The sequence below is a fragment of the Pseudomonas sp. PDM18 genome (genome assembly GCF_014852585.1).
Taxonomy (GTDB): Bacteria; Pseudomonadota; Gammaproteobacteria; order Pseudomonadales; family Pseudomonadaceae; genus Pseudomonas.
Map to the genome: position 1 here is coordinate 910,900 of NZ_JACVBX010000001.1, position 14,551 is coordinate 925,450.

Below are 14,551 nucleotides of genomic sequence, written 5' to 3' on the forward strand. Positions count from 1 at the left end.
GGATCAGTCGCCGGAAGACTCGTCGTTTTCGGACGGCGTCTTTGGCTTGAGTGAGTCCCAGAGTTCAGCGGCGCCGGGAAACTCGGTGCCGTCCTCGTCGCTCAAGGCTTCGGGATCATAGCGGCTGGTGCAACCTTCGCCCAGGGTGGGCGGCGGGGTGGCGGTACCGGGGTTCTTCGGGTCACTCATGCTGGCCATCTCCGTTGAGCGCAGCGCCCGCCGCCGAACAGCGGCGGGAGCATGCGGAGTACCCAGTCTAGAACGAGACTGCGTGGATCAGTCGAACACCACGGTCTTGTTGTCGTGCACCAGCACGCGGTCTTCCAGGTGGTAGCGCAGGCCGCGGGCCAGCACCAGCTTCTCTACGTCCTTGCCCAGGCGCACCAGGTCCTCGATGTTGTCGCGGTGGCTGATGCGCACCACGTCCTGCTCGATGATCGGGCCGGCGTCCAGCTCCTCGGTCACGTAGTGGCAAGTCGCACCGATCAGCTTCACCCCGCGCAGCGACGCCTGGTGGTAAGGCTTGGCGCCAACGAAGGACGGCAGGAAGCTGTGGTGGATGTTGATCACCTGGTGGCGGTACTTCTGGCACAGGTCCGGCGGCAGGATCTGCATGTAGCGCGCCAGCACCACGTTGTCGGCCTGGTGTTCGTCGATCAGGCGCGACACCTGCTCGAAGGCCGGTTGCTTGTTCTTCGGGTCCACCGGGACGTGGAAGTACGGAATGCCGTGCCACTCCACCATGCTGCGCAGGTCATCGTGGTTGGCGATCACGCAGGGAATCTCGCAATCCAGCTCGCCGCTGTGCCAGCGGTGCAGCAGGTCGGCCAGGCAGTGCGATTCGCGACTGGCCATCAGCACGACGCGTTTCTTCACCGAGGAGTCGGTGATGCGCCACTCCATGGAGAACTCGCGGGCAATCGGGGCGAAGGCCTGGCGGAAACCGTCGATATCGAACGGCAGGGAATCGGCACGAATCTCGTGCCGCATGAAGAACCAGCCGTTGTCGTTGTCGGAATGGTGACTGGCCTCGGTGATCCAGCCGTTGTAAGTGGCCAGGAAATTACTCACCTTGGCGACGATGCCGACCCCGTCAGGGCAGGCGATCACCAGTCGGAAAGTGCGCATGGGTGTACTCCAGATACATCGCGAAGGCCGCCATTCTAGCGGCTCGAGGGGAAAAGATCAGCCATTGCCGCGGTGCGCCGACGAGAGCCAGTTCGGTGCATTGTGAGTGCATCGATTAATTACCGGCGAATGAACTAGTTAAATAAGTCGACAATTACCGACAAAACTTTTCCCAAGCATTTACTTGAAGAACTTCGCTGACTATTATGTCTGCTACAAACTTTCCGCCAACGCTGGACCCAGAACAAGGTACCCAACATGTCGCTGATCAACGAGTACCGCGCTACCGAAGAAGCCATCAAGGAACTTCAGGAGCGCCTGAAATCCCTGGAACAGGACGACAAGCTGAAGAAAGAGCTTGAGTTCGAAGAGAAACTTCGCGCACTCATGGCCAGCTACGGCAAGTCCCTGCGTGATGTCATCGCCCTGCTCGATCCGGACGCGAAGCTGAGCAAATCGCCGCGTGCCGCAAAAGCCACCGTGAGCAAGCGCGCTCGCAAGGTCAAGCAGTACAAGAACCCGCACAACGGTGAAGTGATCGAAACCAAGGGCGGCAACCACAAGACCCTCAAGGAATGGAAAGCCAAGTGGGGCGCCGAGGCCGTAGAAGGCTGGGCCACACTGCTGGGCTAAGCCTTGCGGAGTTAAAAAACGCCAGCCTTGCGCTGGCGTTTTTTATTGCCTGTGAGAAATGTGCGCGGCGCTACAGGCTGTAGCGCGCACGCAGCACCTGCGCATACTTGTCCCACTCTTGCAGCACCAGACGGCCGGCCGGCGTCACATTGACCAGTTGCTCGCTCATTGCGGCGGCAAAGTTATCCAGAGTATTCGGCGCCCCCCACTCGGCCTGACTCAGGCGCGCACGGCAAAAGTCCTGCCATTGTTGCTGTTCCGAGGCATTCAAAGTTTCGGGGAAATTGCGTGCCCGATAACGGAAGAGAAGTTCGGGAAGTCGCGCGTCATCGAACGGCCATTGCTCTTTCGCCAACCGCGCAGGGTCGGCCTGGCGAACCTGTTCGCACAATCGGCGATCACGGTCGCCGATAAATCCGTCATACAACTGCTGCTCGGGATCTTCACTGCCGGCGAAACTTTCCTCGGTATACAGGGGCGCGAGTTTGTCCTGCCAGATTGCCTTCGCCTCGGTCAGTGTCCGCGCCGCCGCCAGGCAGGCGTCGAGGTTAAGGCCGATGCGCTCGCGATCCTGCGGGCGCAGGACGGACAGCGGCGCCACCACCGGGCATTTGTTGATGTGCAGCAGCTTCAGCGGCACCGGCAGCTCGCCCTCGGCCAACTGGTCACGACGCGTGTAAAGGCGCTTGCGCAGGGTTTCCGCATCCAGTTCCAGCAAGGGCGAAACATCGGCGCCCAGGTCGCAGACGATCAATGCATTGCGGTTGCGCGGATGCCAGCCCAGCGGAAGCACCACGGAGAGATAGTGCCGCGCCCCGGAAAACATGCCGGAGATATGCACCATCGGCTGCAACACGCGCACCTGATCCAAAACACCCTGCTTGCCGCGCAGGCGATAGAGGTAGTCGTAGAGCTTGGGCTGGCGGTCACGCACCAGCCGCGCCAGGGCGATGGTAGCGCGCACGTCGGACAGCGCGTCGTGCGCCTGCCCGTGATCGATGCCGTTGGCCGCGGTAAGGCGCTCCAGCTTGAGGCTGACGACGCCGTCCTGCTCGGGCCAGACGATGCCTTCGGGGCGGAGGGCGTAGGCGGTCCTCACCATGTCGATCAGGTCCCAGCGGCTGTTGCCGCCCTGCCACTCGCGGGCATAGGGATCGAAGAAATTGCGGTACAGGCTGTAGCGCGTCACCTCATCGTCGAAGCGCAGGCTGTTGTAGCCCGCCACGCAGGTTCCCGGCTGCGCCAGTTCGGCGTGCAGGCGGGTCATGAATTCGGCCTCGCCCAGACCGCGCTCTTCCAGGCGACCCGGGGTGATGCCGGTGACCAGGCAGGCGGCCGGGTGCGGAAGGATGTCGTCGCTGGGCCGGCAATAGAGGTTCAGCGATTCACCAATCTCGTTGAGTTCCTCGTCCGTGCGGATACCGGCCACCTGCAATGGGCGGTCGCGGCGCGGGTCGATACCGGTGGTTTCGTAGTCGTACCAGAAGATGCTGGCGTTCATCGTTTTTCCTTGCCTGCGAGCGAGTGCGTCGCAGTCTAACAGTGCGGCCGACCACACTTCCAAAACGCCTCACTGGCACCTAGCCAGCCCCCGCCTTTATGATGGGCGTCGCAAGGACACACCCACTGGAAAGGACTTTCCTCATGCAAGACATCGCTGCACAAAATCCCTACAGCGCTCCGCAGAGCAACCTCGAACCGAGTGCCGCCCAAGGCGCGGCACCGTCAATCGTCGAGGCCCTGACCCGCGGCTACAACTTCAGCATCGGCGACTTGCTGGGCGAATCCTGGCGCCGAACCAAAGGCGCCAAGGGCCTGATCATCGGCGGCTTCGTGGTTTTCTATGCGGCGATCTTCGCCCTGGTCAACGTGCTCAGCCTGTTCCTCACCGTGGTCGGCGTCGCCGGGATCGCCGGCATGGGCCTGCTCGGTGACAGCGAAGCCGCCGGCGGAATGGCAGTCGGCGCGCTGGTCGCGTTCTTCATCGGCTCCCTCGTTCTGAGCTTCATCGCCACCGCCGTCTGCTACCCGCTGCTGGCCGGTGTGAACATGCTCGGCATCCGCCGCGCGGCCGATCAGCCGCTTCGCTTCAACGAAGTCTTCAGCCACTTCGGCCGCACCTTCCAGGTGGTGGTCTGCGTGCTGCTGAGCACCATCATGATCTTCATCGGCTACTTTCTCTTCGTGCTGCCGGGCATCTACCTGAGCATCGCCTACATGCTCGCCATCCCGCTGGTGGTCGAGCGCGGCCTGTCGCCCTGGGCGGCGATGGAAGTCTCGCGCAAGGCCATCACCCAGCACTGGTTCAAGGTCTTCGGCCTACTGCTGGTGTTCGGCGTGCTGTTCATGCTCAGCACCTTGACCCTGGGCATCGCGCTGATCTGGGTGTTGCCGTGGCTGATCGTCGCCATCGGTGTGCTCTACCGCACCATCTTCGGCGTGCTGCCGCCGGCCAAGTAACCAAATTGGCCTGAGCCTGCCAGCGCGGTTGCCTCGCCGCACCGCGCTGGCTAGCATCTGGCACCTACGTCATCGACAGCGGTTTCCCTTGAGCCCAGCAGATCTCTATTCCAACGCGTCTACCCACGCGCCCGTCCTGGATACCCGCTACCACGTGGAGACCCCGGAAGGTATCGACCTGCTGCTGCGTCCCGCCGGTGTCGTCCCCCGCGCCCTCGCCTACCTGATCGACCTGGGGATTCGCATCCTGCTGATGGTGGCGCTGTTCATGCTGCTGGCCTTCCTCGGCGAGCTGGGCACCGGGCTGGGGCTGATCCTCACCTTCATCATGACCTGGTGGTACATGGTGCTCTTCGAAGTGCTCAACCAGGGCCGCTCGCCCGGCAAGCAGATGATGGGCCTGCGCGTGGTGCACGACGACGGCACACCTATCGGCTGGTCCGCCTCGCTGCTGCGCAACCTGCTGCGCTTCGCCGATATCCTGCCGTTCGCCTACACGCTCGGGCTGCTCAGCTGCTTGTCCAACTCCGCGTTCAAGCGCCTGGGCGACCTCGCCGCCGGCACCCTGGTGATCTACCGTGATCCGCCGCCAAGCCGCCCGCAGGTACCGGAGACCACGCCCGAACTCGCACCCTGGCCCCTGAACCTGGAAGAACAGCGCGCCCTGATGAGCTTCGCGGAGCGCGGCACGCAGCTTTCGGCAGCGCGCCGTGAGGAGCTGGCCGCCATCCTCGCGCAACCACTGGGCATCGCGCCCGAGCAGGCGGAGGCACGCCTGAACCGCATCGCCAGCGGCCTGCTCGGCAACGGGACGGGCCATCCATGAAGCAGGCGTTCTTCGAACAACGCCACCAGGGCAGCTGGAAGCGTTTCGCCAAGCGCCTGGAGCAGCTGGAGGGCGGCAAACGCCAGGAACCGAGCGAGAAGCCCGAGGAGTTCGCCGCCGACTATCGGCGCATCTGCCAGCAGCTCGCCCTAGCCCAGGAGCGTGGCTACAGCAGCCACTTGATCGACCAGTTGCAGCAGCTCGCCATGCGCGGGCACCAGCAGTTCTACCGCCACCGCAGCCACCTGGGCGCACGCATCCTTGGCTTCCTGGTTGCCGGCTTCCCGCGTCTGGTGCGCGAGGAATGGCGCTGCATCGCCCTCGCCAGCCTGCTGTTCTACGGCAGCCTGCTGCTGATGGGCGTGCTGGTCTATCACTTCCCCGACCTGGTCTACAGCGTCATTGCACCGGAGCGGGTTTCCGAGATGGAGTCGATGTACTCGCCGGAAGCCACGCGCCTGGGACCGATGAGCACGCGCGACGCCGGCGATGATTGGAAGATGTTCGGCTACTACATCATGAACAACATCGGCATCGCCTTTCAGACCTTCGCCAGCGGCCTGCTGTTCTGCGTCGGCAGCCTGTTCTTCCTGTTGTTCAACGGCCTGATGATCGGCACGGTAGCCGGCCACCTGACACAGGTCGGCTATATCGAGACCTTCTGGTCCTTCGTCGTCGGTCACGGAGCTTTCGAACTGACTGCGATCACCTTCGCTGGTGCTGCCGGCCTCAAGCTCGGCTGGGCGCTGCTCTCCCCCGGCCGTCTGAGCCGCCTGGAGGCCCTGCGCCAGGCTGCAGCGCGCGCCGTGCAACTAATCGGCGGGGTGATCCTGATGCTGCTGATCGCCGCCTTCGTCGAGGGCTACTGGTCGTCCGTCACGCACTTCTCCGCGACTGTGAAGTACATCGTCGGCGCCTGCCTGTGGCTGCTGGTGGGCAGCTATTTCCTCCTGGCCGGACGGAGGCGTCATGCGCCTGACTGACGCCAGCGTTGCCATCCGCCCGCGCAGCGCCTGGGAGGCGCTGGACCTCGGCATCCTGCTGGCGCGCCGTCACGCCGGCGTGCTGATGGCCAGCTGGACGATCGTCACCCTGCCGGTGTTCGTGCTGCTCTCCGTGCTGCTGTGGAACTACTCCAGCTGGGCGGTGCTGATCTTCTGGTGGCTCAAGCCCGCCTTCGAGCGCCTGCCGCTGTACATCCTTTCACGCTCGCTATTCGGCGACACGCCGACGCTCAAGGAAGCGCTGCGGGCCTTCCCCGGCCTGCTCAAGTCGCAGCTTCTGCCCAGCCTGCTCTGGCGCCGGCTGAGCCCGACGCGCAGCTTCGACCTGCCGGTGCTGCAACTCGAAGGCCTCAAGGGCCAGGCGCGCAGCCAGCGTCTGGTCGTGCTCGGCCAGCGCAATGCCGGCGGCGCCACCTGGCTGACCATCGTCGGCATGCATTTCGAACTGGCACTGTGGTTGGGCCTTTCCGCGCTGATGTACCTGATGCTGCCGCAGCAGTGGGTGGACGACTGGAAATGGCAGTCGCTGATCAGCGTGGCGCAGGGCGACTGGGCGTGGCTCGAACACGTCAGCAACCTCATCTACGCGCTACTGCTGATCGTATGGGAACCGGTGTACGTCGCCTGCGGCTTCACCCTCTACCTCAATCGCCGCACCGAGCTGGAAGCCTGGGACATCGAATTGGTGTTCCGCCGCCTGCGCCAGCGCCTGATCGGCAGCGCCTACGCCCTACTGCTGATCGTGGCCGGCGCCTTCGCTCTGTTGCCGGCCAACGATGCGCTGGCTGCCGGCGCGGAAACCGGCAGCAAGGCCAGCCAGAGTTGCCCGTTGCCCGACCAGCACCCCGACGGCCCGCAGGGCGCGCGGCTGACCCAGCAGAAACTCAGCAGCGAGGACTCGCGGGGCGCTGCGGAAAAGATCCTCGCCGCGCCGCCCTTCAAGAACAACGAGAAAGTCACCAGTTGGCGCCTTATCGAAGACAAGAAAGCCCCGAAGTCGGCCGACCCGGACGAGGCCAAGCGGCTGAAGAGCTTCTTCGAGGCGCTGGGTAACTGGAAAGCCTTCAAGTTCGCCGCGCAAGGCATCGAAGTGCTGCTCTGGGGCATTCTGTTCACCGTCGTCGCCCTGGTCATCTGGCACTACCGCGAATGGCTGCGGCTGTTCGTCGGGCGCATCGGCCTGCCGCAGAAGCCGCGCCGCGAAGCGCCCAGCGTGCTGTTCGGGCTGGACCTCGCGCCGGAAACCCTGCCCAGCGACGTCGCCAGCGAAGCCGAACGCCTGTGGGATGAACAGCCCCGCGCCGCGCTCGGCCTGCTCTACCGCGCCCTGCTCAGCCGCCTGCTGCACGACTTCCGCGTGCCGCTGCGCGAGTCGACCACCGAAGGCGAAGTCCTGGTCCGCGTGGCTGACCTCAATGACCCGCCGCTGGACAACTTTGCCCGCAGCCTGACCCAGCAGTGGCAGGCGCTCGCCTACGGTCACCGCGCACCACAGGCTGAACTCAAGCAGCAGCTGTGCGGCGAATGGCGCCACCTGTTCGGCAGCGAGGTGCGGGCATGAAGCGCGGCAACCTCGCCCTGCTGGTGCTGCTCGTCCTGCTCGTGCTCGGCGGCATCGGCTACTACCTGTACCGCAACCTCGAGCCCTACACCGAGACCATCGAGCACGGTGCCTCCCCGGAGGCCCGCGCCAACCCCTATCTCGCCGCCGAAATGTACCTGCGCGGTCGCGGCATCCACGTCACCACCGCGCGCGGCATGGAAGTGCTGGACCAGTTGCCGAGCAAAGGCCAGACCCTGATCCTGCTGGGCACCCGCGAGAACGTCACGCCGGCGCAGAACGCGCGGCTGCTCGACTGGGCCAATCGCGGCGGCCACCTCATCGTCACCGCCGAAAGCCTGTGGGACGAAAATGAGGGCAAGAGCGGCGACGCGCTGCTGGATCAGCTGGGCGTGCAGCAATTCCTCACCTCCGACCTGAAAGACAAGGAGGAGGAGAAATCCGCTCCGAGCGACGAAAAGTCGGCAGAGGCGTCCGAAGATCAGAAACAGGACGAAGCCGCCAAGCCGGAAGTGGAAGAAGAACATCCGGACCAGGCCTCCAGCGCCCACGACAACGAGGCGACGGAAACGGACCCTTATCCGAACCTGACCAAGCTCTACCTGGAGAACGAGAAGGCCCCGGCCTACTTCGACTTCGACACCGACTACCACCTGTTCGACTCGAAGAACCTCGCCTATGCCTGGGCCAACAGCGCCGACTCCACCCACCTGCTGCAACTGCAGCAAGGCCAGGGGCTGATCACCGTACTCACCGACAACTGGATCTGGCAGAACGGCGAACTCGACGCCTACGACAACGCCTGGCTGCTCTGGTACCTGACCCAGGACAGCGCCGTCACGCTGGTCTACCGCGCCGACGGCACCAGCCTGATGACCCTGCTGATGCGCTACTTCCCGCAGGCACTGCTGGCCGCCGTCCTGCTGCTGGTCCTGGTGCTCTGGCGCAACGGCCTGCGCCAGGGCCCGCTGCAGCCCAACCCGGATCGCAGCCGCCGACAACTGGAAGAACACCTGCGCGCCGGCGCCGACTTCATCCTCCGCCAACGCGGCCAGCTCGCCCTGCTGCAGGGCCTGCAACGTGACGTGATGCGCCGGGCGAGGCAGCGCCAGCCCGGCTTCGACCGCCTGCCGGTCGCCGAACAATGGCAAGCTCTGGGCCGCATGACGCGCATGTCGGTCAGCGCCATCAGCCAAGCCATGCGCCCCTATCCGCCAAAGCGCATGGCCGTCGCCGAATTCACCCGCCAGGTCGCGCACCTGCAAAGCCTCAGGAATGCCCTATGAGCGAACAGACGCCCGAACAGCCCGGCACCACCGCCGGCACCGCCCCCAACCCGGGCGCCCAGCGCCAGCGCGCCAGCCAGCTGGCCCAGGCGCTGCGCCACGAACTGCAGAAGGCCCTGATCGGCCAGCAGGAGGTCATCGACGACGTGCTCACCGCCCTGCTCGCCGGGGGCCACGTGCTCATCGAAGGCGTTCCCGGCCTGGGCAAGACCCTGCTGGTGCGCGCCCTCGCCCGCTGCTTCGACGGCGGATTCGCGCGCATCCAGTTCACTCCCGACCTGATGCCCAGCGACGTCACCGGCCACGCGGTGTACGACCTGGCCACCGAGCAGTTCAAGCTGCGCAAGGGCCCGGTGTTCACCCACCTGCTGCTGGCGGACGAGATCAACCGCGCCCCGGCCAAGACCCAGGCCGCGCTGCTGGAAGTGATGCAGGAACGCCAGGTCACCCTCGAGGGCCGCGCCCTGGCCGTGCCGCAGCCGTTCATGGTGCTGGCGACGCAGAACCCCATCGAGCAGGAAGGCACCTACCCGCTGCCCGAAGCCGAGCTCGACCGCTTCATGCTCAAGCTGCGCATCGACTATCCGCTGGAAGCCGAGGAGCAGACCCTGGTGCGCCAGGTCACCCGTTCCGCGCGCAGCGACATGCTCGACGTGGCACCGATGCGCGCCCTGCTCAAGGACAAGGACGTGCTGGCCCTGCAGAAGATCGCCGCCGACCTGCCCATCGATGACCAGGTGCTCGACTACGCCGTGCGCATTGCCCGCACCACCCGCAACTGGCCGGGCCTGGCGCTGGGCGCCGGGCCGCGCGCATCCATCGCCCTGGTGCGTTGCGCCCGCGCCCGTGCCCTGCTGCGCAGCGGCGATTTCGTGATTCCGGACGACGTCAAGGGCAGTGCCCTGGCCGTGCTGCGCCATCGCGTGCGCCTGTCGCCGGAACTGGAGATCGAAGGTCTGTCGGTCGACCAGGTGCTGCAACAGCTGCTCGACCAGGTACCGGCGCCGCGCGTATGAAGCCATCGCGCGCGCTCCTCGCGCTGCTCGGCGTCCTGTTGGCGATCGCCATCGCCCTGGGCGCAGCCGAGGCTCTGGACTCAGGTTCGGCGCTGCTCGGTCGTCTCTGGTGGGGTGCGCTCTGCGCGCTGATCCTGCTGGCGCTGGCCGATGCCCTCTGGCTGCGCCGCACGCCATCGCCCGAGTTGCGCCGCCAGTTGAGCGGCAACCTGCCGCTGGGCCGCTGGAGCGAGGTGCGCCTGCAATTCCATCACCGCTACGCCCAGCTGCAACGCATCACGGTGTTCGACCACCTGCCCGCCGGCATGGACTTCGAATACCTGCCGCAGACCGTGGAGCTGCACCCCGGCGAACAGACCGAACTGGGTTACCGCGTGCGTCCGCTGTCCCGTGGGCATTTCGTCTTCCAGCGCTGCGAGATCGAGCTGTCCAGCCCGCTGCACCTGTGGAAGGGCCGGCGCTACCTGGAACAGCGCAACGAAACCCGCGTCTACCCGGACTTCGCCCGCCTCTACGGCGCCGAGCTGATGGCCGTGGACCACTGGCTCAACCGCATCGGAGTGCGCTCCGGGCAGCGCCGTGGGCTGGGCCTGGATTTCCACCAGCTGCGCGAATTCCGCGACGGCGACATCCTCCGGCAGATCGACTGGAAGGCGACCGCGCGCAAGCGCACCCCCATCGCCCGCGAGTACCAGGACGAACGCGACCAGCAGATTCTCTTCCTGCTCGACTGTGGCCGGCGCATGCGCAGCCACGACGGCGACCTTTCGCACTTCGACCATTCGCTCAACGCCAGCCTGCTGCTGGCCTACGTCGCGCTACGCCAGGGCGACGCAGTGGGCCTGATGACCTTTGCCGGCGACCAGCCGCGCCATCTGCCACCGGCCAAGGGCAGCGCCCAGCTCACCGCCTTGCTCAACAGCGTCTACGATCTGCGCAGCAGTCAGCGCCCAGCGGACTTCCCCGCCGCCGTGCAGGCCGTACTCACGCGCCAGCGCCGGCGCGCGCTGGTGGTGATAGTGACCAACCTGCGCGACGAGGATGACGAGGAACTGGTGGCCGCGGTGAAACGCCTCGGGCGCCAGCACCGCGTGCTGGTCGCGAGCCTGCGCGAGGAAGTACTGGACCGTCTGCGCCAGGCGCCGGTTGAAGGTTTCGACGAAGCCCTGGCCTACTGCGGGGCAGTGGATTACCTGAACGCCCGCGCGGGACTGCACGAGAAGCTGACAGCCCATGGCGTGCCGGTACTCGACACGCGGCCGAGCCAGCTGGGGCCGGAACTGATCAGCCGTTACCTGGGCTGGAAGAAGGCTGGCTCGCTATAACAGCGCGCCATCACCGGACGCCAAATCCCTGGCATCCCACACCGTGCAGATCGGTCAGCGCGTCCTGCGCTTCAGACCGACTCCACCTGCCGGCGAAAACTGAAATAACGGCGCAGCGCGTCGACCAGCTCGACGTACTCCATCGGCGGCGCCGTCAGGCTGAAGCCCGAATCGTAGTTGCCCGGATTGACGTCCTCGCGGCACCACTGGCAAGTGGCGGCGAACTCGATCAATTGCAGCTTGCCGTCATGTCCGGGGATCTTCAGGCGCATCTCGAAACGGCCGCCCACCAGCATCGGTAGTTGGCTGATCAGGAGCAGCCCATCCAGCGACACGTTGCCCAGGTAACCCATCGGTTTGTCGGTGATGCTGTTGAACACCTTCAGGTAGTAGGGCAGCTGATGGCGCTCGATATGTCGTTGATGACGCATAATGGCGTTTCGCTATGAAATATCGTCCAGTATGACGATGCCGCCCATGCAGGGCCAGTCCTAACGACAACCTTCCGCCAGCCGTGCGCTAAGCGCCTGACGAGCGGCGTCGAGCTGTGCATCGCTGTAGTAAGTCCTTTCACCACTGCTGGTCTGCGTGAAGTACCGCCCACCATGACTGAGCGACTCCAGGTCACGGCGCCACTTCGCGCACTGCTGTTCCAGCTTGGCCTGCTGCTCCGTCGCCTGGCTCTGGGCGGCGGCGCTTTCATCTCGACGCGCGTCGTAGAATCGGCGAGTGCGTTCCTCCCGCTCGCGGGTCGCCGCATCGCGTTCGATGACCTGTGGCTTGACCTCGACGCGTTGCGCCCCTGGCGGTGGGGTTTCGCTGAAGTGCACCTTCCCCTGAGCGTCGGTCCAGCGGTAGATATCCGCCGAAGCCAGCAGGGGGAAACACAAGGCGCAGAGCCACAGGGCGCGCATTCGTAACTCCTTGCATGAAGCACTGAAGAGATTAGCCAGCTATGTGCGCCGCTCAAGTCGGCCTGCGACCGCCGGTCAGGGGGCCGATCACGGAGTGGGCGTATCGAGGCGCAAGTCGTTGGGCAGACGGCCATTCAGGCGCAGCGTTTCCAGCCGCGCCTTGGCCCGATAAGCATACTCACTGGTGGGGTAACGGGCGACGATGAATTGGTAGGTCTGCGCCGCATCGACGTAGAACTTCTCACGCTCCAGGCACTGGCCGCGCAGCATGGAGATTTCCGGCTGGATCCACGGCCGCGCACGGGCCTTGCGCTCGGTCTCCGAGAGCTCCAGCTGCACGCGCTGGCAGTCGCCGCTCTTGTACGCGCGATAGGCGTTGTTCAGGTGATAGTTCATCGACCAGCTGGTGCAGCCGGTAACACTCAGCGCCAGCAGCGCGAGGAAAAGGGTTCGCATGGGCATATCCTCCGTTGGGAAGTGTATCGGCCCGTCTTGGCCGTACTGTAGCCCGCCACTAGACTCACGTGGACTTCGCCTCAGCGCAAAGGATCTGCCATGCGTTTCGCATACCCAATTTCAATTGCCCTCCCGTTCGCCGTGCTGCTGCCCTGGCTCGCTGCCTGCGCCCCGACCACGCCGCTGTTCGTCGCCCAGATCACCACCGGGGAAGTTGCCGAATACAAGCAGCTCAAGAACAAGCGCATGACCGCTGCCGTGGAAGAGGAAGGCGACCTCCTCACCTACAGCGCCCAGGCCATCCGCGATGGCAAGAGCAGCGAAGCCGAGCAGCTCTACCTCACCGGCTACGACAACACCCGCTACGGCCCCGAGGTGCGCGCCATCGCGCTGTACCAGATCGGCCTGATCTACATGAGCCGCTACAACGACCAGCGCGACGATCAGAAAGCCATGGATTACTTCCAGCGCATCGACCGCGAATTCCCCGGCACCAAGGCCGCTGAGCACGCCGACGCCCGCGAACTGATCATCCGCCAGCGCGCCAAGGACCCGGTGCAGAAGACCGCCAAGCAGTTGCTGGCCGACTGGCAGCCGCAGTACAACCTCGACCTGAACAAACCGACCCTCGATCCGGACATGACCCTGCTGTCGCGCCGTGCCGTGCTCAAGGGCCGCGTCGACGAAGCCGCGCAGCTCTACCTGCTGGGCGCCAACGATCCGGCCATCCCGGCGGACATCCGCGAGAAGGCGCTGTACCAGTTGGGACTGATGTACATGGCGCCGGACAACCCACATCCGGACCGCGAAAAGGCTATCGCCTACCTGCGCCGTCAACTCGCCGAGTTCCCCAACGGCGAACTGGCCGACAAGGGCGCCCGCCACCTGGACCGCGCGCTTAACCAGACCTCGCCACGCGGCTGACAGTAATCCCTGCTCGCCGCTGAGCCACGTCAAGGCGCGTGGCGGGTGCCAGTGTCTACGCTTGCTGTGCATTGAGCGCAGAGCAAGCGAGGACCCGCCATGAAGCTGCAGCACCTGCTCGTCATCATCGATCCGAGCCGCATCGACCAGCCCGCCCTCACCCGCGCCCGCTGGATCGCCCAGCGTTGCGGCGCGCGCCTGGAGCTGCTGGCCTGCGAGTACAATCCGGCGCTGGACAACGCCCTGCTGCTGGAGCGCGGCGACCTGGATGCCGCCCAACACAACCTGCTGGAAGAACGCCTGGCCTGGCTGCAGCAGTTGGCGGCGCCGCTACGCGAGGCCGGCCTCGACGTGCACTGCCAGGTGCGCTGGGGCAAATCCCTGCACCACCAGGTCGTCCTCCACTGCGAGCAGACCGCGCCCGACCTGGTACTCAAGTCCGCGCATCACCACAACCTGCTCAAGCGCCTGTTCCTCACCAACAACGACTGGCAGCTGATCCGCCACTGCCCGCAGCCGCTGTGGTTGGTGCAGCACGGCGAATGGGCCGGGAAGAACCTGTGTGCGGCCGTCGACCCGCTGCACGCCGGCGACGCCCGGGCCGCACTGGATCACCAACTGATCAAGCTGGCCCGCGAGCTGGGGCAACGCCTGCAACTCGACGACCATTACCTGCACGCCTACATGGCGCTGCCGCACACCCTGGCGTTCAACGCCGAGCTGCTGGCCGACTACGATAACTACGTACTGCGCACCGAGGCTCACCACCGCGAAGCCTTCGACGCCCTGCTCGCGCACTACCCGCAGATCGATCGCCAACGCACGCTGCTGGGCCAGGGCTTCGCCGAGGAAGTGATTCCGACCTATGTGAAGGACCATTCTATCGACCTGCTGCTGATGGGTGCCGTCGCCCGTGGGCAGCTCGACAACGCGCTGATCGGCCAGACCGCCGAGCGGGTCTTCGAGGAAGTCGAATGTGATCTGCTGGTGATCCGGCCCCGCACCTGAGAGAGCTACC

At 65.2% G+C, this 14,551-nt stretch carries 16 protein-coding genes; 10 read left to right on the forward strand and 6 right to left on the reverse strand.

Going from position 1 to position 14,551, the window contains the following annotated elements:
• Positions 1–3: 3 nt before the first annotated feature.
• A complete protein-coding gene (locus IB274_RS04440; RefSeq protein WP_192430818.1) occupies positions 4–189 on the reverse strand; it encodes a hypothetical protein in 186 nt (61 codons plus the stop codon).
• Positions 190–276: 87 nt separating this feature from the next.
• A complete protein-coding gene (purU, locus tag IB274_RS04445; protein ID WP_017519713.1) occupies positions 277–1,128 on the reverse strand; it encodes a formyltetrahydrofolate deformylase in 852 nt (283 codons plus the stop codon).
• Positions 1,129–1,386: 258 nt separating this feature from the next.
• On the opposite strand from purU, the gene mvaT reads away from it, so the two are divergent.
• Entirely contained in the window at positions 1,387–1,761 is a 375-nt protein-coding gene (gene mvaT, locus IB274_RS04450; protein WP_045211008.1) for a histone-like nucleoid-structuring protein MvaT, read from the forward strand.
• 70 nt (positions 1,762–1,831) lie between these two features.
• On the opposite strand, the gene sbcB is transcribed toward mvaT, so the two are convergent.
• Positions 1,832–3,262, reverse strand: coding sequence for an exodeoxyribonuclease I (gene sbcB, locus IB274_RS04455; RefSeq protein WP_192430819.1), 1,431 nt, complete (start codon positions 3,260–3,262; stop codon positions 1,832–1,834).
• Between the two features lie 143 nt (positions 3,263–3,405).
• Here sbcB and IB274_RS04460 point away from each other — a divergent pair, with 143 nt between their 5' ends.
• The 7 genes from IB274_RS04460 to IB274_RS04490 all read left to right on the forward strand — a co-directional run bounded on the left by IB274_RS04460 (position 3,406) and on the right by IB274_RS04490 (position 11,239).
• Positions 3,406–4,221 (forward strand): hypothetical protein, encoded by an 816-nt coding sequence (locus IB274_RS04460; RefSeq protein WP_192430820.1) that lies wholly within the window; start codon positions 3,406–3,408, stop codon positions 4,219–4,221.
• A gap of 88 nt (positions 4,222–4,309) precedes the next feature.
• The gene (locus IB274_RS04465) at positions 4,310–5,047 is read left to right on the forward strand and encodes an RDD family protein (protein ID WP_225614632.1); all 738 of its coding nucleotides are present in this window, start codon (positions 4,310–4,312) and stop codon (positions 5,045–5,047) included.
• The gene (locus tag IB274_RS04470; RefSeq protein WP_192430821.1) at positions 5,044–6,030 is read left to right on the forward strand and encodes a stage II sporulation protein M; all 987 of its coding nucleotides are present in this window, start codon (positions 5,044–5,046) and stop codon (positions 6,028–6,030) included. Before IB274_RS04465 ends, IB274_RS04470 begins: the two co-directional genes overlap by 4 nt.
• Positions 6,017–7,612 carry a DUF4129 domain-containing protein gene (locus IB274_RS04475; RefSeq protein WP_192430822.1) on the forward strand — a complete coding sequence of 532 codons (1,596 nt, stop codon included), beginning with the start codon at positions 6,017–6,019 and terminating at the stop codon, positions 7,610–7,612. Before IB274_RS04470 ends, IB274_RS04475 begins: the two co-directional genes overlap by 14 nt.
• Positions 7,609–8,898 (forward strand): DUF4350 domain-containing protein, encoded by a 1,290-nt coding sequence (locus IB274_RS04480; RefSeq protein WP_192430823.1) that lies wholly within the window; start codon positions 7,609–7,611, stop codon positions 8,896–8,898. The genes IB274_RS04475 and IB274_RS04480 overlap by 4 nt, the downstream gene beginning before the upstream one ends.
• On the forward strand, positions 8,895–9,914 hold the full coding sequence (locus tag IB274_RS04485; protein ID WP_081516317.1) for an AAA family ATPase: 1,020 nt from the start codon (positions 8,895–8,897) through the stop codon (positions 9,912–9,914). Before IB274_RS04480 ends, IB274_RS04485 begins: the two co-directional genes overlap by 4 nt.
• Positions 9,911–11,239 carry a DUF58 domain-containing protein gene (locus IB274_RS04490; protein ID WP_192430824.1) on the forward strand — a complete coding sequence of 443 codons (1,329 nt, stop codon included), beginning with the start codon at positions 9,911–9,913 and terminating at the stop codon, positions 11,237–11,239. Before IB274_RS04485 ends, IB274_RS04490 begins: the two co-directional genes overlap by 4 nt.
• A gap of 71 nt (positions 11,240–11,310) precedes the next feature.
• On the opposite strand, the gene IB274_RS04495 is transcribed toward IB274_RS04490, so the two are convergent.
• The 3 genes from IB274_RS04495 to IB274_RS04505 all read right to left on the reverse strand — a co-directional run bounded on the left by IB274_RS04495 (position 11,311) and on the right by IB274_RS04505 (position 12,609).
• Positions 11,311–11,670: a PilZ domain-containing protein gene (locus tag IB274_RS04495; protein ID WP_081516319.1), complete on the reverse strand. Its 360-nt coding sequence runs from the start codon at positions 11,668–11,670 to the stop codon at positions 11,311–11,313.
• A gap of 60 nt (positions 11,671–11,730) precedes the next feature.
• Positions 11,731–12,153 (reverse strand): DUF4124 domain-containing protein, encoded by a 423-nt coding sequence (locus tag IB274_RS04500; protein WP_192430825.1) that lies wholly within the window; start codon positions 12,151–12,153, stop codon positions 11,731–11,733.
• An 87-nt stretch (positions 12,154–12,240) separates the two neighbouring features.
• Positions 12,241–12,609: a lipoprotein gene (locus IB274_RS04505; RefSeq protein ID WP_045211033.1), complete on the reverse strand. Its 369-nt coding sequence runs from the start codon at positions 12,607–12,609 to the stop codon at positions 12,241–12,243.
• A gap of 99 nt (positions 12,610–12,708) precedes the next feature.
• Here IB274_RS04505 and IB274_RS04510 point away from each other — a divergent pair, with 99 nt between their 5' ends.
• The gene (locus tag IB274_RS04510; RefSeq protein WP_192430826.1) at positions 12,709–13,533 is read left to right on the forward strand and encodes a tetratricopeptide repeat protein; all 825 of its coding nucleotides are present in this window, start codon (positions 12,709–12,711) and stop codon (positions 13,531–13,533) included.
• A gap of 99 nt (positions 13,534–13,632) precedes the next feature.
• Positions 13,633–14,541, forward strand: coding sequence for a universal stress protein (locus tag IB274_RS04515; RefSeq protein WP_192430827.1), 909 nt, complete (start codon positions 13,633–13,635; stop codon positions 14,539–14,541).
• Positions 14,542–14,551 lie beyond the last annotated feature (10 nt).

Coding starts and splice junctions, on each gene's coding strand:
- IB274_RS04475 (WP_192430822.1), top strand. CDS start 6,017: ATGCGCCTGACTGACGCCAGCGTTGCCATCCGCCCGCGCAGCGCCTGG.
- IB274_RS04515 (WP_192430827.1), top strand. CDS start 13,633: ATGAAGCTGCAGCACCTGCTCGTCATCATCGATCCGAGCCGCATCGAC.
- IB274_RS04470 (WP_192430821.1), top strand. CDS start 5,044: ATGAAGCAGGCGTTCTTCGAACAACGCCACCAGGGCAGCTGGAAGCGT.
- IB274_RS04460 (WP_192430820.1), top strand. CDS start 3,406: ATGCAAGACATCGCTGCACAAAATCCCTACAGCGCTCCGCAGAGCAAC.
- IB274_RS04500 (WP_192430825.1), bottom strand. CDS start 12,153: ATGCGCGCCCTGTGGCTCTGCGCCTTGTGTTTCCCCCTGCTGGCTTCG.
- IB274_RS04480 (WP_192430823.1), top strand. CDS start 7,609: ATGAAGCGCGGCAACCTCGCCCTGCTGGTGCTGCTCGTCCTGCTCGTG.
- mvaT (WP_045211008.1), top strand. CDS start 1,387: ATGTCGCTGATCAACGAGTACCGCGCTACCGAAGAAGCCATCAAGGAA.
- IB274_RS04505 (WP_045211033.1), bottom strand. CDS start 12,609: ATGCGAACCCTTTTCCTCGCGCTGCTGGCGCTGAGTGTTACCGGCTGC.
- IB274_RS04440 (WP_192430818.1), bottom strand. CDS start 189: ATGAGTGACCCGAAGAACCCCGGTACCGCCACCCCGCCGCCCACCCTG.
- IB274_RS04490 (WP_192430824.1), top strand. CDS start 9,911: ATGAAGCCATCGCGCGCGCTCCTCGCGCTGCTCGGCGTCCTGTTGGCG.
- IB274_RS04495 (WP_081516319.1), bottom strand. CDS start 11,670: ATGCGTCATCAACGACATATCGAGCGCCATCAGCTGCCCTACTACCTG.
- purU (WP_017519713.1), bottom strand. CDS start 1,128: ATGCGCACTTTCCGACTGGTGATCGCCTGCCCTGACGGGGTCGGCATC.
- IB274_RS04485 (WP_081516317.1), top strand. CDS start 8,895: ATGAGCGAACAGACGCCCGAACAGCCCGGCACCACCGCCGGCACCGCC.
- sbcB (WP_192430819.1), bottom strand. CDS start 3,262: ATGAACGCCAGCATCTTCTGGTACGACTACGAAACCACCGGTATCGAC.
- IB274_RS04510 (WP_192430826.1), top strand. CDS start 12,709: ATGCGTTTCGCATACCCAATTTCAATTGCCCTCCCGTTCGCCGTGCTG.